20 protein-coding genes are annotated in these 23,491 nt (G+C 72.2%); 6 read left to right on the forward strand and 14 right to left on the reverse strand.

Features of this window, described 5'->3' with window-relative positions; genetic code table 11:
• Window positions 1–128: 128 nt before the first annotated feature.
• From ACH4U8_RS01225 to ACH4U8_RS01255, 7 genes are read right to left on the reverse strand one after another with little or no spacing between them, the layout of a single operon-like run.
• Entirely contained in the window at window positions 129–869 is a 741-nt protein-coding gene (locus ACH4U8_RS01225; protein WP_395775491.1) for an FHA domain-containing protein, read from the reverse strand.
• Window positions 870–924: 55 nt separating this feature from the next.
• Window positions 925–2,223 carry a vWA domain-containing protein gene (locus ACH4U8_RS01230; RefSeq protein WP_360317802.1) on the reverse strand — a complete coding sequence of 433 codons (1,299 nt, stop codon included), beginning with the start codon at window positions 2,221–2,223 and terminating at the stop codon, window positions 925–927.
• 24 nt (window positions 2,224–2,247) lie between these two features.
• A complete protein-coding gene (locus ACH4U8_RS01235) occupies window positions 2,248–3,492 on the reverse strand; it encodes a protein phosphatase 2C domain-containing protein (protein ID WP_395775492.1) in 1,245 nt (414 codons plus the stop codon).
• Between the two features lie 5 nt (window positions 3,493–3,497).
• Window positions 3,498–5,783: a tetratricopeptide repeat protein gene (locus ACH4U8_RS01240; RefSeq protein WP_360317798.1), complete on the reverse strand. Its 2,286-nt coding sequence runs from the start codon at window positions 5,781–5,783 to the stop codon at window positions 3,498–3,500.
• Entirely contained in the window at window positions 5,780–7,054 is a 1,275-nt protein-coding gene (locus tag ACH4U8_RS01245; RefSeq protein ID WP_395775493.1) for a hypothetical protein, read from the reverse strand. Before ACH4U8_RS01245 ends, ACH4U8_RS01240 begins: the two co-directional genes overlap by 4 nt.
• Window positions 7,051–8,049 carry a glutamate ABC transporter substrate-binding protein gene (locus ACH4U8_RS01250; RefSeq protein WP_360317794.1) on the reverse strand — a complete coding sequence of 333 codons (999 nt, stop codon included), beginning with the start codon at window positions 8,047–8,049 and terminating at the stop codon, window positions 7,051–7,053. Before ACH4U8_RS01250 ends, ACH4U8_RS01245 begins: the two co-directional genes overlap by 4 nt.
• Complete coding sequence (locus ACH4U8_RS01255) at window positions 8,046–9,356, reverse strand: hypothetical protein (protein ID WP_360317792.1); 1,311 nt, start codon at window positions 9,354–9,356, stop codon at window positions 8,046–8,048. Before ACH4U8_RS01255 ends, ACH4U8_RS01250 begins: the two co-directional genes overlap by 4 nt.
• 431 nt (window positions 9,357–9,787) lie before the next feature.
• On the opposite strand from ACH4U8_RS01255, the gene ACH4U8_RS01260 reads away from it, so the two are divergent.
• Genes ACH4U8_RS01260 through ACH4U8_RS01270 form a run of 3 tightly spaced genes read left to right on the forward strand, consistent with a single transcriptional unit; the run spans window position 9,788 to window position 11,738 of the window.
• A complete protein-coding gene (locus ACH4U8_RS01260; protein WP_395775494.1) occupies window positions 9,788–10,777 on the forward strand; it encodes an ATP-binding cassette domain-containing protein in 990 nt (329 codons plus the stop codon).
• On the forward strand, window positions 10,774–10,896 hold the full coding sequence (locus ACH4U8_RS01265) for a hypothetical protein (RefSeq protein WP_360317788.1): 123 nt from the start codon (window positions 10,774–10,776) through the stop codon (window positions 10,894–10,896). The genes ACH4U8_RS01260 and ACH4U8_RS01265 overlap by 4 nt, the downstream gene beginning before the upstream one ends.
• Window positions 10,893–11,738 carry an ABC transporter permease gene (locus tag ACH4U8_RS01270; RefSeq protein ID WP_395775495.1) on the forward strand — a complete coding sequence of 282 codons (846 nt, stop codon included), beginning with the start codon at window positions 10,893–10,895 and terminating at the stop codon, window positions 11,736–11,738. The genes ACH4U8_RS01265 and ACH4U8_RS01270 overlap by 4 nt, the downstream gene beginning before the upstream one ends.
• 51 nt (window positions 11,739–11,789) lie before the next feature.
• Here ACH4U8_RS01270 and ACH4U8_RS01275 read toward each other — a convergent pair whose 3' ends face one another.
• From ACH4U8_RS01275 to ACH4U8_RS01285, 3 genes are all read right to left on the reverse strand, one after another.
• Window positions 11,790–14,975: a BTAD domain-containing putative transcriptional regulator gene (locus ACH4U8_RS01275; protein WP_395775496.1), complete on the reverse strand. Its 3,186-nt coding sequence runs from the start codon at window positions 14,973–14,975 to the stop codon at window positions 11,790–11,792.
• A 273-nt stretch (window positions 14,976–15,248) separates the two neighbouring features.
• Complete coding sequence (locus ACH4U8_RS01280; protein ID WP_360317782.1) at window positions 15,249–15,518, reverse strand: DUF397 domain-containing protein; 270 nt, start codon at window positions 15,516–15,518, stop codon at window positions 15,249–15,251.
• Entirely contained in the window at window positions 15,515–16,384 is an 870-nt protein-coding gene (locus tag ACH4U8_RS01285; protein ID WP_360317780.1) for a helix-turn-helix transcriptional regulator, read from the reverse strand. Before ACH4U8_RS01285 ends, ACH4U8_RS01280 begins: the two co-directional genes overlap by 4 nt.
• Window positions 16,385–16,644: 260 nt before the next feature.
• Between ACH4U8_RS01285 and ACH4U8_RS01290 the strand changes: the two genes are divergently transcribed.
• A complete protein-coding gene (locus ACH4U8_RS01290; RefSeq protein ID WP_360317778.1) occupies window positions 16,645–17,130 on the forward strand; it encodes an ATP-binding protein in 486 nt (161 codons plus the stop codon).
• 63 nt (window positions 17,131–17,193) lie between these two features.
• On the opposite strand, the gene ACH4U8_RS01295 is transcribed toward ACH4U8_RS01290, so the two are convergent.
• Window positions 17,194–18,102: an alpha/beta hydrolase gene (locus tag ACH4U8_RS01295; protein WP_395775497.1), complete on the reverse strand. Its 909-nt coding sequence runs from the start codon at window positions 18,100–18,102 to the stop codon at window positions 17,194–17,196.
• A 206-nt stretch (window positions 18,103–18,308) separates the two neighbouring features.
• Here ACH4U8_RS01295 and ACH4U8_RS01300 point away from each other — a divergent pair, with 206 nt between their 5' ends.
• Together ACH4U8_RS01300 and ACH4U8_RS01305 are read left to right on the forward strand one after the other, a co-directional pair.
• Complete coding sequence (locus ACH4U8_RS01300) at window positions 18,309–19,475, forward strand: Rieske 2Fe-2S domain-containing protein (protein ID WP_395775498.1); 1,167 nt, start codon at window positions 18,309–18,311, stop codon at window positions 19,473–19,475.
• A 300-nt stretch (window positions 19,476–19,775) separates the two neighbouring features.
• Window positions 19,776–21,308, forward strand: a complete 1,533-nt coding sequence (locus ACH4U8_RS01305) for a PQQ-binding-like beta-propeller repeat protein (protein ID WP_395775499.1) — start codon at window positions 19,776–19,778, stop codon at window positions 21,306–21,308.
• On the opposite strand, the gene ACH4U8_RS01310 is transcribed toward ACH4U8_RS01305, so the two are convergent.
• Genes ACH4U8_RS01310 through ACH4U8_RS01320 form a run of 3 tightly spaced genes read right to left on the reverse strand, consistent with a single transcriptional unit; the run spans window position 21,224 to window position 23,464 of the window.
• Window positions 21,224–22,027, reverse strand: a complete 804-nt coding sequence (locus ACH4U8_RS01310; RefSeq protein ID WP_395775500.1) for an urease accessory protein UreD — start codon at window positions 22,025–22,027, stop codon at window positions 21,224–21,226. The genes ACH4U8_RS01305 and ACH4U8_RS01310 overlap by 85 nt on opposite strands.
• The gene (gene ureG, locus ACH4U8_RS01315; protein WP_395775501.1) at window positions 22,024–22,785 is read right to left on the reverse strand and encodes an urease accessory protein UreG; all 762 of its coding nucleotides are present in this window, start codon (window positions 22,783–22,785) and stop codon (window positions 22,024–22,026) included. Before ureG ends, ACH4U8_RS01310 begins: the two co-directional genes overlap by 4 nt.
• Window positions 22,775–23,464, reverse strand: a complete 690-nt coding sequence (locus ACH4U8_RS01320) for an urease accessory UreF family protein (protein ID WP_360317762.1) — start codon at window positions 23,462–23,464, stop codon at window positions 22,775–22,777. The genes ureG and ACH4U8_RS01320 overlap by 11 nt, the downstream gene beginning before the upstream one ends.
• Window positions 23,465–23,491: the final 27 nt, after the last annotated feature.

The raw sequence follows: 23,491 nt of genomic DNA on the forward strand, positions 1-23,491 counted from the left end.
CGCGCGCCGGCGCCGCGGGGGGGGGGGGGGGCCGGGGGGGGCCCCCGGGGGGGGGGGCGCCCCCCCCCCCCCGGCGGGGGGGGCGCCGCGGGCCCGGGGGCCCGCCCCGCGCCCGCGGGCGATCGGCCTCACTGACCCACGCGCCGGAACTCCAGCGTCGTCCAGGCCCCCACGTGCACCCGGTCACCGTCCTTGAGGTGCACCGGGTCGCGGCGGACCCGGTCGAAGCCCGCGTTGATGGTGGTCCCGTTGGCCGCGCCCAGGTCCATCACCTCCCACGTGCCGTCCCCGCAGCGCAGCAACATCGCATGCCGACGGGAGACCCCCGGATCGTCGAGCGAGATCTCCGGCGGGGCCGAACTCGTGCTGGGGTTGCGCCGCCCGATCCGCATCGACTCGCCGGTCAACGCGAGGGTCCGCGGCTCCTGTTCGTGCGGGAACCGCATGCTGTGCGCGTCCGGTCCGTCCCATTCGAGCACCCGCAGGAAGTAGTCGTGGTCGGGCACCACCCGCACCGTCCACACCGGACCGGACGAGGGTGTGTCGGACGTGGACGGACCGAGCGGCGACGTGCCGGTCGACACCGTGCCCGTGCCTGGACCCGGGCCTGGACCCGGGACCGGGCCCACAGCGACGACCGGCCCCGGATCGCCCTTCGACACCTCGTGCCCGCAGCCCTCACAGAACTGGTCGTCCGCCGTGTACGCGGTCGCACAGAACCGACAGGTCAGCACACCGCCCGGCAGCTCCCGCTCCGGTTCCGAACCCTCGGGTTCGAAGGGCGAACCCCCCGCACCGGGCATCGTGCGCCCGCACTCGTCGCAGTAGTCCGCGGCGGTGGACGGATGGCCGACCGGACAAGTGTGCATGAGCGGACCTCCTTCGTGTTCCCGTACCCAACCCCAGGCGTGTGCCGAACCAACCTCAGCCCTCGCGCGGCGGTCCCACTCGGGCCGTCTTGTGCGACTCGATGTCGATGACCATCAAGTCCTCTTCGTTGTTGCGCAACCTGCTGGTCCCGTCCGCCTCGACCTCCACGACCCGGCCGAGCAGCCGCGCGGTGTGCTCGTCGCCCGCCTCGTTGGCCAGTTCCAGGGCTTGGACCAGGCGCGCGGTCGCCGTCGTCTCGTCACCGTCCCGGCGGGCCTGCAGGCCCTCCTGTACGGCCTGGGCCAGCTTCGCCCGGCCGGTGACCTCGGCCACCTCCGGGTTGATCCGGGTGGAGAGTTCCTCGTCGTCGGTCCACTGCGCGAACACGCCGGCCTTGGCCAGTTCCAGGCCGCCGGAGCCGTCCGGGAGCACCACCGAGATCTGACACGGGCGGCGCTTGCCACCCGGGTTGACCTCGTCCGGCTCGACCTCCAGGCACACGTGGTAGTGCTTGCTCTCGCCACCCCACGAACCGGTCGGGTAGTCCCCGACGTTGGGCCCGACCTCGGTCCGCCGCGCGGTCAGGTCGTCGATCACCGGGTAGGTCTGCTTGACGTACTTCACCCGGGCGTTGCTGATCGTGCGCACCCGCAGCGCGACGTCGGCCACCGCCTTGCCCATCGCGTTCTCCATCATCTTGGTGAAGTCGGCGACCAGATCCGCCGGTTCGCTCACCAAGCCGATGTCCCCCAGCAGCGCGGTGGAGATCTTGCGCACCTCCTCCACCCGCCAGTCCAGGCCGATGCCCCGACAGTCGCAGACGAACACGCCCTCGCAGTAGGCGATCGCCTCGGCCAGGTCCTGCTCGCGCTCGCTCTCGTTCTTGCCGTCGGTGAGCAGGATCGCGTGCCGGATCGCGTCCGTGTGCGGCTCCAGGAGGCGACGGGCCATCAGCAACCACTGCCCCATCGCGGTGCCGCCGCGCGCGCGGAGCTTGTCCACCTCGCGCTTGGCCTCCTTGCGGGTGCGGTCGTCGGCGGGGACCAGGGTCTCCCCGAACGGGTACACCATCGACGCCATGCCGGTACCGGAGACCACCGCGAACAGCGTGCCGTCGCGCAGCGTGTCGATCGCGGCCTTGGTGGCCTGCTTGGCGGCCTTGAGCTTGGTGGACGGGAAGTCCATCGAGCCCGAGCAGTCGACCATGATCACCTCGGCCCCGTGCGCGCTGCTGCGCACCCCGGTCGGCGGTCCGGACGCGCGGATGTGCGCGACGGCGTGGACCTCGTGACCTCCCATCGGGAGGTAGGGGTTCTGGTTGACCTCGATGGTGAATTCGGGGGCGCCTGACATGAATCCGACTCCTTTGTTTCCGGGTCAGTCGTGGTCGGGTCCGCGCACCGGGTCCCCGGGCGGGTTGAACGGGATCAGCGCGACCGTGATGTTGTCCGCACCACCGCGGTCGAGGGCGAAGCCGGTGAGCAGGCGTGCGGCGTCCAACGGCCGGTCGAGCGCTCCGGGCAGCACCATCGCGGCCAACGTCGGTGCGACCGAGAGGTAGTTCCACAGTCCGTCGCTGCACAGCAGCAGCACCCCGGGGCCGGACGGCCGCACGCTGGTCACCCGCGGCCGCACCTCGCCCGCGTCGGCGCCCAGCCAGGACACGATCGCGTGCGCGCGCCGGTCGGCGTACGCCTCGGCCTCGGTCATCGCGCCGAGCGCGATCATCCGGGTCGCCCAGGAGTCGTCCTCGGTCAGCAGCGCGGAGGGGGTGCGCCGGATCCCGTTCTCCTCGTCCTCGGGCGCGTACGGCTCGCCGGCCGCCCCGCGGGGCAGCGTGCTCGCACCGGGCAGGGTGTCGTCGCCGTCCGCCGGATCGTCCGCCCCGCTGTCCGGATCGGCCAGCCAGTAGGCGCGGCTGTCGCCGACCCAGCCCACGGTGATCCCGCCGGGCGTCATGATCGCCGAGACCAGGGTGCACGCGGGCGCGTTGCCCGCGTCCTCGGCCCCGGGCATCCGGGCCACCGCGCTCGCGGCGGCGGCGACCCCCGCGCTGGTGGCCTTGGCCGGCGCGCAGCCCTCGATCAGGGTGGCGGCCATCGTCGCGCACGCGGTCTCGGCCGCGGTCGCGGACGCCTCGTCGGGACGCGGCGAGGAGGACACCCCGTCGCACACCACCGCGACCACGTGGTCGCTGCCGTCCGGCATCCGCAACACCCGCAGCGCGGCGGAGTCCTCGTTGCGGCGGTGCCGCAGGCCCCGGTTGCTGACCATCGCCACCAAGCCCAGGTCGCTCTCCACGTGATCGCGCGGGTTGAACGGCCGCCCGCAGGCGTCGCACCACCCGTCCGAGCCGATCGTCGCGGTGCCGCACGCGGAACACACCGGGCCATGCCCACTGGGCGCCGCCACCCGCCGCGGCGGCGGCCGTTCGGCCACCGGCGGCACCGGGATGTCCAGGTCGTAGCCGCAGGACTCGCAATACCGGTCGTCCGCGTCACTGGCGAGCCCACACGACGGACACGCCGCGCCGGCGGCCGTCGGCGGCTCGGGCGGGGCTGCCTCGTCCCCGTCCGTGGCGCCCCCGGGCCCGGTCGCGTCCAGTCGTCCATATCCAGCCACTCTGATCACACCCACGTCCACGGTCGCACCTCGTTCGCCCGGTCGACGAGCGCGATGCGCTCCGCATGCGTCGTCACATGCCGGGCCAGATCGCGGTAACACTTTTCCAGGGCGAACCGCAGAGGCTTTTCCTTCAACTCGCTACCGAGCACCCCGGCGGTTCCACCCGCGTCCCCGGTGCCCGAATTCCCACCCTTCGCGCCTGCCTTGACCCACTCCAGCGCCGTCTCCAGCAGTTCGACCGCGAGCCGATCGTGCGCCTCGCCCTCCAGCCGCAGCGCGCCGAGCCGATCGGAGGCCGCGGTCAGGTCGGGGCCCAACGCCTCGCCCGCGCCCCGACCGCTGATCCGGGTGCGCAGCGCCGCGGTCTGCGCCGCGATGTGGTTGGCCGAGGTGTCCGGCACGCTCTCCAGGGTCCGTACCGCGCCCGCCCGGTCTCCGGTGGCCAGTTGGCACCGGGCCAGCCCGAAGGCCGCCGCGACGTAGGCGCGGTCGGTGGCCCAGACGCCGCGATACTCGGCGGCGGCCTCGTCGTAGCGGCCCATCGCCTCGCGGCACGCGCCGAGTGCGATCCGCGGCGCGGGCTCGCCGGGCAGCGCGCCGCGCACCCCGTCGAAGCACTCGTGGGCGCGCGCGAGGTCGTGCTCGGACAGCGCGGCCAAACCCTCGAACCAGGGCAGCCGCCAGTCGTCGGCGTCGAGGTCGGCCAGGAACGCCCGGGCCCGCACCACGTCCCCGTGTTCGATGCACATCCGGACCAACCGCAGCGTGCCCTCCGGCGAGGAGATGCCCGCGGCGGTGAGCGCGGAGAGCAGTTCGTCGGGGTCGGTGGTGGCCACGGTGGCCAGCAGGTTCGCGGCCGGGTCGGCGGGGTCCACCCGGGGCACCGGCAGCGCGCCGGCGATCACCGCCGGGTCGGGCGCGGGCGCGAGCAGGCCCGGGTCGGTGTTGCGCGCGGCCACCTCGGCGTGCACGACCCGGGTCTCCGGGCCGAACAGCCCGGACACGCCCGGTCGCGGCTCGCCGGTGCGGACCGCCACCACCTCGCGCAGCACCGCGACGCACTGTTCGGCCATGTCCGCCGCGGAGGCGAAGCGCTGGTTCGGGTCGGGGTGCGTGGCACGCAGCAACAGCCGGTGGTACGACTCGAATTCGGTGAAGAGCGGCACCTCGCTCGCGGCGGGCAGCGCGGCCTTGTGCTTGCGGGTGTATCCGGCGAAGTAGAAGCTGAGCACCGCCATCGTGCGGCCGATGGTGAACAGGTCGGATTCCACCGAGGGTTCGGCCCGCCCGGCCTCGATCTCGGGTGCCTGATAGCCGACCGTGCCGTAGGTGAACTTGCCGGGCCGGGCCAGGTCGGTCACCGCGCCGAGGTCGATCAGCTTGAGCTGGTCCTCGGTCTGGATCACGTTGTCCGGCTTGAAGTCGCAGTAGACCAGGTTCTGTTGGTGCAGGTAGCCGAACGCGGGCAGGATGTCGATGGCGTAGGCCAGCACCTGCTCGACGGGCAGCACCGCCTTGGGGTCGCTCTCGCGCATCGACTTGAGCCGGTCCATCAGCGACAGGCCGCCGACGTACTCCATCACCAGGTAGGTCTCGTCCTGGCCGGTGAGCGGGTCCGGGTACTGCACGACGGTCTGGATGTGCACGATGTTGGCGTGCTGGATCTGGGTGAGGATGCGCTGCTCGGCCAGAGCCGCCGCGCGCGAGTCGGCGTCGTCGCTGCCGAGCAGGCCCTTGAGCACGACCCACATGTTGTGCGCGGCGGTGTCCTGGGCGAGGTAGACCCAGCCGAAGCCGCCGCGGGCGAGGCAGCCGATGATCCGGTACTGGCCGACCATGTCGTCGCGCTGAAGCTTGGGTGCGAACGAGAACGGCGTACGGTCGCGCGGGCAGAACCCGTTCGCGACGCCGGGTCGGCCGCCGCGACCGCGGCCGACCGGCTGGTCGCACTTGCGGCAGAAGCGCTTCTCCTCGGGGATCACCGGGTTGCGGGCGAGCGCCGTCTCCGGATTGCGCCGGGGCACGTTCGGCATCTCGACCAGACCGCCGCCGAGTCGCCGGCTGGTGCCGCCGGTCCGGCCCGAGCGGCGCGAGCTGCGCCCGGAAGCGCTGCGCGCGGACGAGGCGCCCGCGGAGCCCGCGGTCCCGGACACGCCGGATCGGCCGCTGCGCTGCGGCTCGGGTGCGGCCGGCACCGGTGCGCCGGCGGCGAGCGGCTCCTGGCCGCAATCGGTGCAGAACCCGTCGTCGATCTCGCCCTGGCAAGGCGGACGATTGCACTTGATCATCTCTGTTCCCCCTTGTCGTCCGGACGATCCTTGCGGTGCGCGGCGATCACCGCCTCCTGATAGGAGGTCACCACCCGTACCGCCACCTCGAGTTCACACGGTGCTCGCCACAACAACTCCTTGGCGTGGCTGTACAGCGACTCCAGCACGGCTTCCTCGCCGTGTCCGCCGCGCGCGGCCATCGCCCGGTAGGACTGCACCAGGCCGCGCAGTTCGTCGCGTCGGGCCAGCGGGGCCTCGATGTGCTCCCGAGTGGCCGTCAGTCGCTCCCGGGCGCCCTCGGCGTCGTTTTCCAGCGTGCTCAGCTCGCGCGAGACGCGCACCCAGTCGCCCTCGCCGCCGAGCACGGTGACCGCGCCCAGTCGCTCCCGCAGGGTGGCCGCCCGAAGCGGCACCTCGGGCACCCGCTTGTCACTGATCCGACTCAGGACGTGCGCCCGCCGGCGAATGGTGTCGCCCTCCTGGTAGGCCAACTCCTCCAGCGCCGCCCCGAGTCGGCCGATGCGCTCGTCGAAGCGGCCGCGCACGATCAGCAGGTGCCGCACCGCTTCGGTGACCTGGTTCAGCTCCGTCTCGATGGCGGGCACGTCCACGGTGCCGATCCGCCGCTCGTCCCCGCTCGTGAGCGCCAGCGGATCGCCCGCCACCAGGGTGCGCGCCGTTTCCAGCCGGCGGCGGATCCGGTCCAGCGCGGCGGTCTGCTCGGGCACCGCGTCCGGGCCGCCGAGTTCGGCGATCCGGGCCTCGGCGGCGCCGATGCCCGCGTCCACCCGGTCCAGCGTGGGTACCAGGCGGGTCCACACCGCGTCGGCGGCCTCGACGACCGCGGTCACCTCGCTCCACGCCGGCGCCATGTCGGCGACCAGGTCGGTCAGGCTCATCCGGCGCACGTGCAGCGCCGGATCGGTCAGCGCGCGTTGGCCGATCGGCACGTCGCGTGCGGCGAGTTCGGCGGCCGATCCGAGCAGCAGGAAGGAGAGTTCCTCCAACTCGGGTCGTTGCGGCTTGCCCCGCCGCCCGCGCAGCGCGCGCACCCGGTCCAGCACCGCGCCGTACGCCTCGCGGTGTCCCCACAGCAGGGCGATCGCCCGCCGGCCGCTCTCCCACTGCTCGGCGGTGCGGCCGGTCAGCGTGCCGCCCTCCAGGAGTTGCCGGCCCGGGTGGTTCTCCAACTCCATCAAACCGGCGGTGATGCCGTCGTACTCGGCTTCGTGACGAGCCGTCAGTTCGTCGATCTCGTCGCGGCCGAGCACGCGAGGGGCTCGGTTCACGCGCTGTCCCGATATTCGGCCGCGGGCGGTTCGGGCACCTCGGCGGACAAGGAGGTGCCGAGGTACTGCTTGTACAGCTCCTTCCACCGGCCGTTTTGGCGCAGCCGCTCCAGCACCGCGTTGACGAACCGGACGAAGTCGGTACGGTCCTTGGCGATCGCCATGCCGTACGGCTCCAGCGTGAGGTTGCGGCCGACCACGACGGTGAAGATGTGGTCCTGCGCCTGGAGGCCGGCCAGGATCGTGTCGTCGGTGGTGATCGCGTCCGCCTGGCCCTGTTGCAGCAGCACCAGGCAGCCCGCCCAGGTGTCGCTCTCGACCACCTTCGCCTGCGGCGCCTGCTCGCGCAGCATGCCGATCGAGGTGGAACCGGGCACCGAGCACACCCGCATGTCGCGCGGCAGCGCCGCCAGGCCCCCGCTGTAGTCGGCGCGGTCGGCGACGCCGTCCTTTTGCACCAACAACCGCTGGCCGGCCGTGAAGTAGACCGAGGAGAACTCCACGCTCTGCCGGCGCTGACAGTTGATCGTCATGGTCTCCGCGACGATGTCCACGTCGCCGCGCGCGACCGCGATCGCGCGGTCCTCGTTGCGCACCACCCGGAACTGGATCCGGTTGGGGCCGGCGTCGCCGAAGATCGCCTTCGCCACTTCGCGCAGCAGGTCGATGTCGAAGCCGCGGAGCAGGTTGCTCTGCGGGTCCACGAAGCCGAACGGGAAGCTGCTCTGGTCGATGCCGGCGATCAGGAAGCCGCGCCGACGCAGCGTGTCCATGGTGCTGCCGGCGGGCAACGCGGTCGGCGTGGGCAGGGCGCCGTTCGGGCGCAGGCTCGCGGTGACGTCGGGGCAGGACGGATCGGGTCCGGGGGTCGCCCGCGGTGCGGCGGCGATGGTGGCCGGCTCCGGTGTGTCGCGCTCGCCGACCCCGGCACCGCAGCCGGCCACGGTCAGCGCGAGGGCGCACACCACGGTGGGCAACACGATGCGGATGCTCATGGCCGGTTGTACCTCCCGACCTCACGACGGACACCGTCCACGGTCGCGGCGGCGGCGAGCAGTGCCAGGACGCCCAGGCCGATGTCGAGGTGGTCCAGCGCCTGTCGGCCCGAACGCACCGAATCCTCGAAGTCCTTCTGGTCCTCGGCGACCGCGGCGCGCAATGCCTCGTCGATCCGGTCGAAGGCCACCCGGGAGGCGCCGTCGGCCTTGGTCACCCGGGCGACGGCCTGCTCGAACTCGCCGTTGCGGTAGAGGTCGGCGACCTCCGTGTGCGCCTTGTCCCAGTCCGCGGCGGCGGCCTGGGCGGCCTTGACCTTGGCCAGCGTGGTCGGGTCCGAGGAGGTGACCCGCTCGGCGCGGGTCAGCATGCCGACCACCGCCGGCTTGCCGTTGCCGGCCGGGACACCGACCAGCTTGCCCCACACGTCCTTGAAGTCGTTCTCGTACTGCCCGTTGTCGCTGCCGCGCATGACCAGCGTCAGGCTCTCGTCGCCGTGTGCCTGCAGAGTCAGGAAGCGGGCCTGGGCGAGCGTCTCGACCGGCCCCCAACCGTCGCTGCGGCTGCGGTCGAGGTCGGTGCGCGAGGAGTCGGTGCCCACCCACAACCAGCCGATGGACACCAGGGTGGCCAGGCCGGCGATCGCCAGGCCGATATTGACCCGGCGGTGTGTGCGCCGGGCGAAGAACCACAGCGCGCCGCCGAAGGAGACCAGGCTGACCAGGAGCAGGATCAGCGGCACCCACGGGGTCGAGGTGGCATCGCGGTGGTCGCCGGTCAGGCGCTTCTCGGCCATCTCGTGCAGCGCGGTGGCGGCGGGCAGGATCTTGGCGCGCATCACGTTCTTGGACGCGGAGCGCAGGTAGGCGGCGCCGACCGTGTTGCCCTGCCGGGTCTCGGCCCGGGCGCGCTCGACCAGGCGGGCGTACTCGGGCAGTTGCACGCCGATCACGGAAAGTTGTTCGGCCACCTTGCCGGAGGCCCCCGCCGCGGTCGCCTGGATCAGCGTGCTCGACGCGGTTTCGATCGCCTGCTGGTAGCGCTGCCGCACGTCCGCCGACTCGACGCCGCCTTCGAGCAGCCCGGCCGCGGCCGTCGCGTCGGCGTCGGCCAGGGCCCGATAGATCTCCTGGGTCTTGACCCCGAGCGGTTCGCTGCCGGTGGCCACCGCCTTGGCCGAGTCCGCGCGCTGTCCCACCGCGAGTACCGCGAACAGTCCGGCCAGCAAGCTGATCAGCACCAGCGCGACGCCGGTGGTGAGCATCAGACCGGGGGTGGTGCCGCCGACCCGGACGAGTCGGCGCACGGATATGTTCCGGGGTCGGAACAGCCCATTCGAACGGCCGGTGCCCCGTGCGGGTACTCCCGAGCCCGGTCCCTGCGAAATCGGAACGGCTGCCGCCAACGCTCTGCCTCCCCCACTGTCGCGTGTGCCCCTTGTCGGTCGCCCGACCCCACGTCCGCCGGCCGTCGACGTATCCGGTGAACGGCCCCACTCCGAAGTTATCGCGAGCGTGTGGTGGCTCCCGATGGTCTTCCCTCGTTCTCCCGCAAGGACCCTCAGGGCCAGGACATTACCGGTGCTTGGACCCGGGTCGATCGCGACACCGTGTCAGTTCGGTGCCGGCGGTGCCGGCCGGGTGTGCGCGCGATATCAGCGGGCGGATCGAAGCTGATGGCAACGGACGGCGAACACCCGTCGCACACCGACCACGAACACCCACGGGGAGCAACCCGATGACTTACGCGATCGAGACCGAGGGCCTGGTCAAGCGGTACGGCGGCACCACGGCGTTGGCCGGGGTCGACCTACGGGCCGAGACCGGCACCGTGCTGGGCCTGCTGGGCCCCAACGGCGCGGGCAAGACCACCATGGTCCGCGCGCTGGCCACCTTGATCACGCCGGACGCGGGCATCGCCCGGGTGGGCGGGTTCGACACCGTGCGTCAGGCCCACGAGGTGCGCGGGCTGATCGGGTTGACCGGGCAGTACGCGTCGGTGGACGAGGAGATGACGGGTTTCGAGAACCTGCTCCTGCTCGGCCGCCTGCTGGACCTGTCCCGCCGCGAGGCCAAGGCGCGGGCCGCCGAGTTGCTCGCCCGCTTCGATCTGACCGAGGCCGGCGGCCGGACCCCGGGCACCTATTCGGGCGGTATGCGCCGCCGACTCGACCTGGCCGCCTCGCTGGTCGGGCGTCCCGCGTTCCTCTACCTGGACGAGCCGACCACCGGACTCGACCCGCGCAGTCGGGGCGACGTGTGGCAGATGTTGCGCGAACTGGTCCGCGACGAGGGGGTGACCGTGTTGCTGACCACGCAGTATCTGGACGAGGCGGACCAACTGGCCAGTGACATCGTGGTGATCGACCACGGCCGGGTGATCGCCAGCGGCACCTCGGACCAACTCAAGGCCCAGGTCGGCGGTCAGAGCCTGGAGATCCGCCCGGCCGACCCGGCCCGAATGGCCGACGTGGTCGCGCTGTTGCGCGAGCTCACCGACCGGGAGCCGGTCGTGGAGAGCGAGCGCGGTCAGGTCACCGTCGCGGTCACCGATCAGGACCTGCTGCCGGTGGTGGTCCGCCGGCTCGACGAGGCGGGCATCCGGGCCACCGAGTTCGCCCTGCGACTGCCCAGCCTGGACGAGGTGTTCATGACCGTCACCGGGCACCGCAGCCAGGACTCGTCCGAGTCCGACGACGCGTCGGCCGACCGGGGGAAGGCGGCGTGAACGAACTCCCGGACCTGTCCGGCCTCCCGGATCTGTACGGCACCCGGGTGTTGCCGCTGCTCGCCGTCGTCCTGCTGACCATCTCCCACCTGGCCCTCGTCCTAGGAGCCTCCCGATGACCACCACCACCGTCCGTCCCGCCGAGGACACCCCCACCACCCACAAGCCCGACCGCAGGGCCCACGTGCCGCACCGCAACGGTCCGGGTGCGGTGGCACGGCACACGCTCACCCTCACCTGGCGCAGCCTGGTGAAATTGAAGAAGCAGAGCGAACAGCTGATCGACCTGACCCTTCAGCCGATCCTGTTCACCGTGATGTTCGTCTACCTGTTCGGCGGCGCGATCGAGGGCAGCACGCACGACTACCTGCAGTTCGTGCTGCCCGGCATCCTGGTGCAGACCGTGGTGTTCGCATCGGTCGGCACCGGTGTCGGGCTGTGTACCGACATGTCCACGGGGGTGTTCGACCGCTTCCGCAGCCTGCCGATATCGCGCATCGCGCCGCTGGCGGGCACCGTGCTCGGCGACGTGTTGCGCTTCCTGGTGGCCGTCACGTCGGTCTTCGTGTTCGGTACGATCATCGGCTTCCGGTTCCACACCAACGTGTTCGCGGTGCTCGCGGCGGTCGGCCTGGTCCTGCTGTTCGCGTTCGCCATGTGCTGGGTCGTGGCGCTGCTCGGGGTGACCATGAAGCAGCCGCGCAGCGTGCAGGGCGTCTCGTTCCTGATGATGTTTCCGCTGACCTTCGGCTCGAACCTGTTCGCCAAGACCTCGACGATGCCCGGCTGGCTGCAGGCGTGGGTCAAGATCAACCCGGTCACCGAGGTGACCAACGCCTCGCGCGGGCTGCTCACCGGCGGGCCGGTGGCCCACCACGCGCTCGTCGTGGTGATCTGGGCGTTCGCCCTGATGGTGGTGTTCATCCCGCTGACGGTGCGCCAGTACAACCGCCGGGTCTGACCCGGGGATTCGCCCGATGCGCCGCCCGGCCGCCAAAGTGCCCCGACACCCTCAGGGGGTCGGGGCCACCGGCGCTTGCGGCTGGATCAGCTCGATCGCCTCGGACATCTCCAGCGCCGCGCCGACCGCCTTCGCGCGGGCGAGCTCCTCGGCTCCCATCCCCTCCTCCAGCCGGGCCGCCACCCGGTCCGCGTCGATATCGCTCAGGTCGGGATGGCCGCGGACCACCTGCGCCGCGCCGAGCAGCAGTGCCGCGCGTTCGAGATCGCCGGTCTCCAGGGCCAGCGCGGCGAAGCCCTCGATGCACATGCCGAGCACCGGCATGTCCTTGCCGTCCAACGCATAGGGGACGGCGGCCTCGAAATGAGCGCGTGCCGTCACCAGGTCGCCGCGTCCGCAGGCCACGTGCGCCCGACCGATGTGCAGGCTGCCGGTCAGTTGCGGTGGCAGCAGGCGGGCGTTCGGCAGGATCGCCAAGGCGCCCTCGTAGCGCCGCTCGGCCTCCTCGAAATCACCCAGGTAGCGGGCCAGTTCACCCAGCCCGAGCTCGGCGAACAGGTGCGCCATCGGGGTCGCCCGGGTATCGCCGCGCTCGGCGAGATCGACCATCACCTCGCGCGCGAGGTCGACGTTGCCGGCCCGCGCGTGGATCATGCCCCGACGGAGCATGAGTTGGGGGATCTCGTCCTCGGCCCGGAGCTCGTGCAGCAGCACCAGCGCCTCGTCCACCGCGACCAACGCACCCTCGAAGTCGGCCGTGTACATCAGCAGTTCGGCCAGGCCCGAGATCGCGGACGCGCGCCCCCAGCGGTCGCCCATGGAGGCGAACCGGTCGCGGGCGTCGGTGAGGAAGTCGACCGCCTCCTCCGGGTGGCCGAGGTTGACCGCGAAATGCCCACGCATCAGCCGGGCCATCGCCTGGATCCACCCGTCGGCGATCTCGTCCGCCGCGATCAGCGCCTCGTGCAGTGCCGGGTTGTCCCCGCGCACCACCGCGGCGAGCATCTCGATGAACACCGGCAGCGGCGCCGGCGCGTCCGCGCCCAGTCGCCGAATGATCAGCCGAGCCCGGGCGTAGGCGCGGATCGCGTCCCATCGTTCGCCGGACGAGAAGGCGTGCAGCGCGTGGAAGGCGAGCGCGCCGGCGAGCTTGTCCCGCGGCGCGGGTCCGGGCACGGCGAGCGCCTCGCGGCCCCACGCGTGCGCCTCGCCGTGGTTGCCGCGCATCGCCCAGAACCAGGACAGCGCCTCGACCAGCCGGATCGCCAGGTCCGCGTCCGCGTGGTCGACCGCGTAGCGCAGCACCACCGCCAGGTTGTCGTGTTCGGCGGCGAGCCGGTTGATCGTCTCGATCTGCTCGGGCCCGCGCAGCCGCGCGTCGGCCTCCTCGGCGAAGCGGGTGAACCACCGGGCGTGACGGGTCCCGGTCTCCTCCGCCTCGCCCGCGTCCACCAGTCGCTCACCCGCGTACGCCTGGATGGTCTCCAGCAGCCGGTAGCGGGTCTCGGTGGTGCCGATCACCTCCACCAGCGACTTGTCCACCAGCCCGGCGAGCAGATCCAGCACGTCGGCCGCGGCGAAATCGGTGCCGGGCAGCACCGCCTCGGCGGCTTCGAGGGTGGTGCCGCCGGCGAACACCGACAGTCGGCGCAGGGCGACGCGTTCGCGCTTCTCCAGCAGGTCCCAGCTCCATTCCACGACCGCGCGCAGCGTCTGGTGCCGAGGCAGCGCGGTCCGGCTCCCGCCGGTCAGCAGTCGGAATCGATCGTCGAGCCGGACGGCGATCTGGGTGGGGGTGAGCGAGCGGGTGCGGGCCGCGGCGAGTTCGATGGCGAGTGGTTGTCCGTCCAGGCGCCGGCAGATCTCGGCGACCGCGCCGATGATGTCGGCGTCGATCGCCAGGCCCGGGCGGACCGCGCGGGCCCGATCGGCGAACAGCCGCACCGACGCGTAGCCCATGCCCTGGGCCGCGTCGATGCCCACCGGCGGCAGCGCGAGCGGGCCCAGCGGGCACAACATCTCGCCGTCGATGCCCAGCGGTTCGCGGCTCGTGGCCAGGATGCGCAGGGTCGGCGTGCGGGCGAGCAGCCGGCCGGCGAAGGCCGCCGCGGCGGCGATCAGGTGCTCGCAGTTGTCCAGGATCAGCACGCTGGGTCGGCCGGCGAGCACTTCGACGATCCGCTCGACGATGTCGCGGCCGGACCCGGGCACGTACGTGTCGAGCAGGCCCACCTCACGCCGCCCGAGCGCCGTCAGAACCGCCTGCGGAAGGTCCAACGGGTCCAGCACGGGAGCGAGTTCGACGAACCAGACGCCGCCGTCCACCCCCTCGCCGGCGGCCGCTATCCGGGCACCGGCCTCGGTGCTCAGCCGGGTCTTGCCCGCGCCGCCCGGGCCCACCACGGTGACCAGGCGCGACTCGCCGAGCAGCCGATCGACCCGGACCACCTCGTCCTCGCGCCCGACGAAGGTGGTCAGCCGCGCGGGCAGATTGCCCGGCGTCGGTCGGGCCCCGCCCGAGGCCCGGTCGACGGACGGCTCGGCCGGGGTCGCCGGGCGCGAGTCGCCGCCGCGCAACACCGCCAGGTAGGCCGCCTCCAGGTCCGGCGAGGGGTCGATGCCCAATTCGTCCGCGAGCCGCTCGCGCAGGCCCTGATACAGCGTCAGCGCATCGGCTCGGCGGCCCTCTTCGTGCAGCGTGCGGATCAGCAGTCCGTACAGCCGCTCGCGCAGCGGATGCTCCCGGGTGAGCTGTTCCAGCTCGGCGGCCAGGCCCCGGCTGCGGCCGAGCGCGAGCTGCGCCTGGGCCCGGTCCTCGATCGCGCCGAGCCGCTGCTCGGCCAGCCGGGCGGCGGATCCGATCGCGAACGAGGCGTCGGCGGCGTCGGCCAGCGCCGGCCCCCGCCACAACGCGAGCGCGCGGCCCAGGGTCTCGGCGGCGCCCGCCGGGTCGCGCTCGCCGAGCTGGCGGCGACCGCGGACCGCGAGCGTGCCGAACAGGTGCGCGTCCACGTCCTCGGGCCGGACGCGGAGCAGGTAGCCGGCCGGCCCCGAGTCGAGTTCGACGGGCAACTGCCGGCGCAGCCGGGAGATCAACGACTGCAACGCGTTGCCCGCCCCCGCAGGCGGCTCGTCGCCCCATACGGCCGCGATCAACCGGTCCGCGGAGACCGGCCTGCCGGGGTCCAGGGCGAGTCGGATCAGCAGCGCACGCAGTCGCGCGCCGCCGATCGTCACGGATCGACCATCGTCGTCCCACACCTGGAGCGGGCCAAGCACCGAAATCTGCACCCCACCACTCTTCCACCCCGATGCGCTGCCGGAGCGAACCGCAGCAGCGCACGGAGTGAAGTAGGGGGTCGGCGACGGAGAGTTGCGCTTTGGGAGCGCCCCGGGGCACGGGAACCCGGGACGATCATCGGGAGAATTCACTCTTTCGTGGGATTAATTCCCACTCGTGGGAGTGAGGAGCGCGAACAATCAACCGTTCGGTATCGGAACGGACTCGACTCAGGAGTCGATCCCACCGATAAACGTCTGCCACGCGCCGGCTTCCAGATGGAGCACCGGACCTGCGGCAACTTTCGAGTCGCGCACCAGGACGGCACTCGCGACGGGGGCCGTCTCGACGCAATTGCTGGTGGCGCCGCTGTATGTGCTCCGCCGCCAAGCGTGACCGGCGAAAGCGCTGTGACCTGCGGCTTTGAGGTCGTCGTGGGAATCTTCGGTGATACTCGGGGAATCGAACCGGAAATGTGAACCCGGGTTTGTGTTGCTCAAGACAATTCCTTTGCTGCGAGCTCGATCATGGACAAGGATTCACCGTACGACAGTGCCGAAGCGCGGATGTCCTCAAACAAACGCTCATAGACACTGACGTGTTCGGGCTCCTCCAGATAGAGGCTACTCGTATGCGTGTCGAGTACGACCACATCCAGATCGGAAAGCGCGGGGAATCCGATGATCGCGAATGAACCCTCGATCGCGGGGTGTGCGCCCGCCGAGAACGGGAGGATCTGCAGCCGCACGTGCGGCCGGACCGCGGCGGCCATCAGGTGCTCCAACTGGGCTCGCATCGTCTCCCGGCCGCCCACCACGGTGCGCAGCACGGACTCCGAGATCACCACGGTGAGCCGGAACGTGGCCTCGCCGTGCGGGCCGACCCGATCGAGCACCGCCTGCCGCTCCTGGCGGACCCGGACCAGCATGTCCACCTGCTCGGCGGACATGTCCTCGCGGACCGCGGCGATCACCGCCCGGACGTAGTCCGGGGTCTGCAACAGGCCCGGAATGAGCGAGAGTTCGAATCCGCGCATGCCCGAGGACTCGGCCTCCAGGCTGAGCAGTTCGGCGTAGGAGCTGGGCAGGATCGACGAGTAGCTGTGCCACCAGCCGCGCTTCTTGGCCTCCCGGGCCAGGGTGAGCAGCGAATCGCGCTCCTGCTCGTCCTCGACCCGGTACAGATCCAGCAGAATCCGCAGGTCCACCGGTCGCACACCGCTGCGGCCCAATTCGATCCGACTGACCTTGGAATCCGAGCACTCCAGGCGTACGGCGACATCTTCGAGACTCAGGCCGCGCGCTTCGCGCAACCGGCGCAGCTCGGTCCCGAGCCTGCGCTGCCGGACGGTCGGATTGGGCGCCATGGCCACGCCGCACCTCCACTTACACGCTGTTCACGCACCGAACCGGAACGTCGGCGCGTCCGATCGGGGGACAGTGTGCCCTACTGCGGGTGGAAGTGTGGTGACTACCGGAAACTTCCCGTCGATCCAAGATTGGGAGTTGCACACTCGTTCACAGCCGGGCACGCTCCATGTCGGCCATGACTTACTGTTGTTCACGGGTCGCTCTGAGTGCCTGCCTCGGATCGCGCGACCCCCTGCCCGCACGTCCGGAGGTCGACATGCCGGTGATGGCGGAGGACGTCCGTCACTATTGCGTTCAGCTCGCCGCCTCGACCGTGGGGGTCGGGCGAGTCCGCCGGGCCACCGGCAAGGTCCTGCACGACTGGGGCCTGGCCGAGTTGGTCGACGTCGCGGAGGTGCTGCTGACCGAATTGCTGACCAACGTCCTCGTCCACGTCGGGCCCGGGGCCTGGCACGCCCTGACCCTGCTGCACGACGGCGACCTGTTGCGGGTGGAGGTGCGCGACTCGTCACCGCGCCTGCCGGTCGCCCGGATCGGCACGTGGGACGAGGAGTCGGGTCGGGGCCTGCGGATGATCGACGGCCTGGCGCACGCGTGGGGCGCCGACCGCCTGCCGCCGGGCAAGGTGGTGTGGTTCACCCTGCCGGACATCGTGCGCCCGACCTCCTGCGATCGATCCCCCGGAGTCGACTTCGCGCGACCGGCGTCGTGCGAGCGACGCCGGGTGGCCGACTCGGTGTGATCGAGGACCGCACGGCCGACCGCCGGGCGGGCCGGGACCGCTGCGGCCCGCGACCGCCGGCGGTCAGCCGTCGGACGGGCCGATCGCCTCCGGAGCGGTGTCGGCGCCGGCGGCTCGGGCGAGCAGGCATTCCTCGGCGAAGGCCAGCACGCGCAGGTGGTAGGCGCGCGCCGCGTGGTGCAGGCTGATGTTGTGCCCGACGCCGCGTTGGGTGTGCGTCTCCACCCACCGCGCGCCTACGAGCAACTCACGTGCCTCGGCGGGCACTTCGGGGCCGGCTACCTGGGATCGCTCGAACTCGGCCACGGTCCAGTGCACCGGCGCCGACACCCGCGCCAGCACGCCGGGCAGCGTGTACGGGCTCTCCCGCACGTCGAGGAACTCGGCCATCGGCACCGCTGCCGCCACCCGCCCGGCCCGGGTGAGCAGCGCCGGATCGTAGGACCCGGGCGGCCCGAAGAAGGTGTCCGGCGTGCCACCGCCCATCGACGGCACGAACGCGCCCTCGGTGGGGACGGCGGCGAACTCGGCCAGCCGCTCGGGGGTGTAGCGCAGCGGCGCGCCGCCGACGGCGACCCCGAGCAGGTCCCGGCCGCGCTTGTCGGCCGCCATCCGCAGCGCCACGAGCGCGCCCATCGAGTGCGCGGCGAGGAACACCGGCGCCGGGCCCGACCCGTCCGGCTCGGCGCCGACCCCGGTCGCGCCGAGTTCGTCGAGCAGGGCGAACAACACGTCCACCTGCGCGTCCAGCCCCTGCCGCTCCCGGGCCAGGCCCACGGACGCGCCGTAGCCGGGTCGGTCGATCGCCAGGACCGTCCAGCCGAGCGCCGCGGCCGGCACGAGCAGCGAGTCCTCGGCCGCGCCGGGGCGGTGCCAGTAGGCCGCGCGCGAGCCGCCGCCGTGCAGCGCGAACAGCAGTCCGCGCGGCCGTACGCCGGGTTTCGGGCGGGCGAGCAGACCCGACAGGGTCATGCCCGCGATGTCATAACCAACGTTCTCGACCCGGCCGGGCATGGTGCTGACCTCCACGTGCGATTGCCCACTGATGAGACCACATCGCCCCGGGGGTCATTGACGGGGTATCGACCCCGGCCAACAATGTAACGGTGTAACAGAGACGTGGTCGGAGTACTGAATCTCCCCATCCCGGACATCTCCCAGACATCGGAGTCACTCCTTTGAAGCACCAGGACGTGGTCGCCACCGGGCGACGCATCATCGAGCACATCACCAACCGCACGCTCGACCTGGGCGCGGCGCCCGCCGTCCTGAACGGCTCGTGCTTCACCGACCCCGGCCGGCACGACCGTGAGCGCGAGGTGCTGTTCCGCCGCACCCCGCAGGTGATCGGGTGGGCCGGCGAGGTGGCCGAGCCGGGCGACTTCATCGCGCGCGACGTGGACGGCGTACCGGTTCTGGTGACCCGGGACCGGGACGGTGAGCTGCACGCGTTCCTGGACGCCTGCACCCACCGGGGCATGCGGGTGAGCCGGGACGTCCTGGAGACCGAGGGCCTGACCGGCACCGGCTGCGGCAGCGCGCAACGCTTTCGCTGCGGTTATCACGGCTGGACCTTCGGCAACGACGGCGAGCTGACCGGGCTGCCCTCGCGTCCGCAGTTCCCGGGCATCGACCCGGCGAAGTTCGGCCTGCGTCCGCTGCCGGTCGCGTTGTCCGCGGGCCTGGTCGTGGTCGGTCTGCGCCCGGACGTCGAGGTCGCCGGCGCACTGGACGAACTGGAGGACGCCTACGCGGGTTTCCCCTACGACCGCACCCGCGCGGTGGTCAGCGAACGCTTCGACCTGGCCTGCAACTGGAAGCTCTCGGTCGACATCAACGTCGAGGCGTATCACGTGCCGTTCCTGCACACCGCGACGATCAACGGCATCGTGCTCAACCACGGCATCGTCGACACGTGGGGCCCGCACACCCGGTTCGCCGTCCCGATCGTGGGATTCGAGCAACTCGCCGACGTGCCGGAGGAGTCCTGGCCCGCACGGCTGCCGATGGTCAACGTGCAGACCGTGCTGCCGTCCACTGTGCTGATCGAGAGCCCGTTGAGCACCACGATGTTGCGGATCTATCCGGGCGACCGGCCGAACCGCTCGGTCGTGCACATGACCGAGGGCACCTGGGAGCCGCTGAGCGAGAGCAGCATCACCATGGCCCGGGCGAACCACGAGACCAACAAGCGGGTGCTGGTGACCGAGGACTTCCCCGGCGCCGAGTCCTGCCAACGCGGCTTCGACGCGGGTCTGCCGAACATGGTCGCGGGCATGGGCGAGTCGGCGGTCGCGCACTGGCATCGGGTGTGGGACGACGCGCTCGCCGCGGCCCGATACTGAGTGGCCGACGCACGCGGCCGGCGCCGGCCGGGCCTCGGCCGGCGCCGGGTTATGATCGTCCTGCTCGCGAAACGCTGTGCGGTTCGCGAAGGAGGCGCCTTTGGCCGGGCGCCTCCTTTTCTTTGTCCGGATCCGGAAGCGTCCGTGCCCGGATCCGGAAGCGGCGGCCTCACGCGCCCCTTCCGCGGCGCGCCGAAGAACCGTTTCCGGATCGTATTTCCGGGCTCTACCCGTGCCGCCGCCCAGGTCCTACTCTGCTCTCCAGCAAGCACGTCGACAGGTCCCGGAGGGGCGTGGGCGATGCCCGCAGTGCGGACGCTCGGTGAGGTGCTCGACCACGACGGCCCGCTTGCCGAGGGGCCGCTGCGCGAGGTCGCGGCGGGGATCGCCGACGCCCTGGCCCGGGTGCACGCGATCGGGCTCGTACACGGCCGACTGGGTCCGGACCAGGTGCTGATCACCCCGTACGGGCCGCGGGTGACCGGTTTCGCCGGCCGGACCGACGCGGACGACGGCGGCGACCCCTCGGAGGACGTGTACGCGTTCGGCACGCTGATCACCCTCGCCGGCGGCGGTACCGCCTCCGCCGAGCTGAGCCCGCTGCTCCGGCGTTGCCTGGACCCCGATCCCGGGCAGCGCCCGACCGCGGTGGACGTCGATCGGGTGTTGACCCCCAGGCCGATGTCGCTGGTGCCGCCGGCCGCCCCCGTCGAGGAGACCGCCGACGTGCCCCAGGCGGCCCGCGCCGAGGATCCGCCGACCGGGCGCGGGCTGACCCGCCGCCGGCTGCTGATCGCGGGCGGGTTCGCGCTCACCGCGGCGACGGTGACCTCGGCCGGCGTCGCCTTCGCCCGGTTCGCCGACGGCGACCGGACGCAGCCCCGGACGCGGTGGCGACGGGCGGTGGAGGGTCGGGTGACCACGCTCCAGGTCTTCGACAACGTCGCGTACTGCACGACCACGGAGAACGTGGTCATGGCACTGGGCACCGAGACCGGTGTGGCGTTGTGGACCGCGCGCACCGAATCGATGGTGTGGGCCGAGCCGGTGGTCTCCGGGACCGCCGTGTTCCTGGCCTGCGTGGCCGGGCAACTCGCCGCGCTCGACCCGGCCAGCGGCGAACGCACCTGGCAGCAGTACGCCGGCGATCAGATCCTCGGCGCGCCGGTGATGCTGGGCTCCTCCCTGGTCGTCGGCACCCGGGACAACCGGGTGCTCGGCGTCGACATGGCGCAGGGTGCACACCGCTGGCAGTGGACCCGGCCGGGCGAACACGGCGGGGTGATGCCGGGTGTGCTCGGCACCGGCGACGACCGGGTCTACCTGACCTACGCCGACGGCACGGTGAGCGCGATCGCGCCCGAGCGAACCGAGCCGATCTGGTCGATCACGCTGGAAGGCCCGATCACTCGGCCGCCGCGGGTGATCCGTGATCGGGTGTACGTGGTGACCGGCCTCACGCTGGTCGCGCTGAAGGTCGCCACCGGCGAGATCGTCTGGCGCTTTCGCGGCACCCCGGACCTGACCGTACCGGTGGTGACGCAGGACGCCGTCTACACCACCGACGTCGGCACGCTGTACGCGCTGGACGCGCTCAGCGGCGTGCAACGGTGGCGGCAGCGGACCGGTGCCGGTGTGCCCAGCCCGGTGGCCGTGCTGAACGGCGTCGCCTACGCGGGCGGCACCGACGAACTGCACGCCTTCGACGCGGTATCGGGCCGACGGCGCTGGACGCACCCGCTGCCGACCTATCTCACCGCCGCTCCGGCGGGCGCCGGCGGGGTGCTGTTGCTGGGCACGGCCGGCTCCGAACTCATCGCTCTGGACACCTGATCCGCCGCGAGCGGCGGCGCCGCCAGGACTCGCCGTGCGCCGATCGTGTCGCGGGCCGTCACGGTCACCAGTCGGCCGCCGCCGGCCAGGTCGCACACCGCGCGCCCGGGGGCGCTCGGCGGCCGGTCGGGCGGGGCGGGCAGGGTCAGCCGGGTGGCCACCACCGTCCCGCCCGCGGTGCCGGCCGGACCACGCCAGCCCGGGTGCGCGGCGGGCCCGTACTCGCTCTGCTGACGCAGCACCGGGCGGCCGGCCACGACCACGTCCCACCGGGACAGCGCATCGCCGCACGGTTCGTCGGCGCGGCCCAGGACCAGCGTCTCCTGGGCGAAAAGCCGTGCGTCCGAGTCTAGTTCGGCCCGCACGCGAGTATGGAAGGCGGCTCGCGCGGCCACCACGACCGGCTCCGGCAGCCACTCCAGCAGGCCGCCGGCGCCGATCACCAGGTCCACCCGCTGCCGGGCCGGGGTGCCGTCGCCGATCAGGATCACCGCCGCGGCGGCGGTCCGCACCCGCAGGCGCGCGCCGGGCCCCACCTCGACGCGCACGGCCAGGTCGTCGCCGCCGATCGGGCCCGCCGCACCGCCCACGAAGACCACTTCGACGATGTCGCCCGGCACGGACACCACGCGCGGCAGCAGCGGCACCTGTCCGCGCAGCTCGGTCGGCACCGTGCGGCCGCGCCGAAGTTCCGCACGGACCACGGCGGTTGCCTTCACCCGCGGGCCGATCCGACGGCCGGCGGCGGCGGGGTCGCGGCCGGTGCGGGGGCCGGGAGCGCGACCGGGACCGCCGTACCGGCCTGCCACGCGGCGATCTGGCCGAGCACCCACGCGCCGACCACGTCCGCGCCCGGGCTCTCGCGCAGCGACAGGAACGCCACCGGTGTGCCCGGCCGCATCCGGGCCGCGTCGCGGTCCATCACGGCCAGGTCCGCGCCGATCTGCGGGGCGATGTCGGTCTTGTTGATCACCAGCAGGTCGGAACGGGTCACCCCGGGACCGCCCTTGCGTGGGACCTTGTCGCCGCCGGAGACGTCGATGACGAAGAGTTGTACGTCGGCCAGGCCGCGACTGAAGGTCATGGTGAGGTTGTCCCCGCCGGATTCGATGATCACCAGGTCCAGGTCCGGGTGTATCGCCGTCAGGTCCTCGACCGCGTCCAGGTTGCCGCTGATGTCGTCGCGCACGGCGGTGTGCGGACAACAGCCGGTCTGCACGGCGGCGATCCGGTCGGCCGCCAACACCCCTGCGGCGCGCAGGAAGTCGGCGTCCTCGGTGGTGTAGATGTCGTTGGTGACCACCGCGAGCGAGAAGCGGTCGGCCAGGACCCGGCAGAGCGCGGCGACCAGCGCCGTCTTGCCGGATCCCACCGGCCCGCCGATGCCGATCCGCAACGGTCGCGAACCGGGCACGGCGGCCGCCGGCGAAGTGTGCGGGTGCGTACCGCCGTTGCCGGGGGTGTGATCAAGATGCAAAGTGGACGACCTCCTCGTGGGCGTGCAGTTCGGCGCAGACGTCGAGGCCGACCGAGGACCAACCGGGCAACCGCTCCCAGTCGCCGTCGGCGAACACGGTGCGCGCCGCGTCGGCGGCCTCCTCGGCGACCTGGTCGCAGTGCCCGGCCATCTCGGCGAGCACCACGGTGACCGAGATCGGGTCCAGGGAGAGCAACTTGACCGCGGCCGAGGCGGGTGCGTTGACCGCGTTGGTGGCGGCGAGTACGGCCGCCTCGCGCTCGTCGAGCCGGGCCCGGGTGGCCGCGGCGCCGAGCACGATCGCGTGGTGCGGGGACACGCCCAGCGCGGCCCAGGGTTCGGTGGGCCAGGCCGCCTTCACCACCCGGCGCAGCGACCTGCCCTGCACGCGGGAGGCGGCCCGGGCGGGCCCGGAGGCGGTCCGCGCGTCGAGTTCGGCGTCGAGCTCGGCCCACGGGGCGAGTTCGGGGATCGTGTACGGACCGGCGGTCAGCGCGGCGACGGCGGCGAAGGCCGCCTGGACCGCACCCGTGCCATAGAGCTTGCCGAGCAGGAATTCGGTGAGCGTGTCGAGGTCGTGCACCTCGCCCCGCAGGACGGCGTTCTCCAGGCCGCCCGAGTGCGCGTAGCCGCCTGCCGGCAGCCGGGAGTCCCCGAGGAGGAGAAGTCCAGCACCCATGAGTACCACCTCTTACTGGTCGCAACG

It is taken from the genome of Embleya sp. NPDC020886 (assembly GCF_044333915.1).
Lineage (GTDB): Bacteria > Actinomycetota > Actinomycetes > Streptomycetales > Streptomycetaceae > Embleya.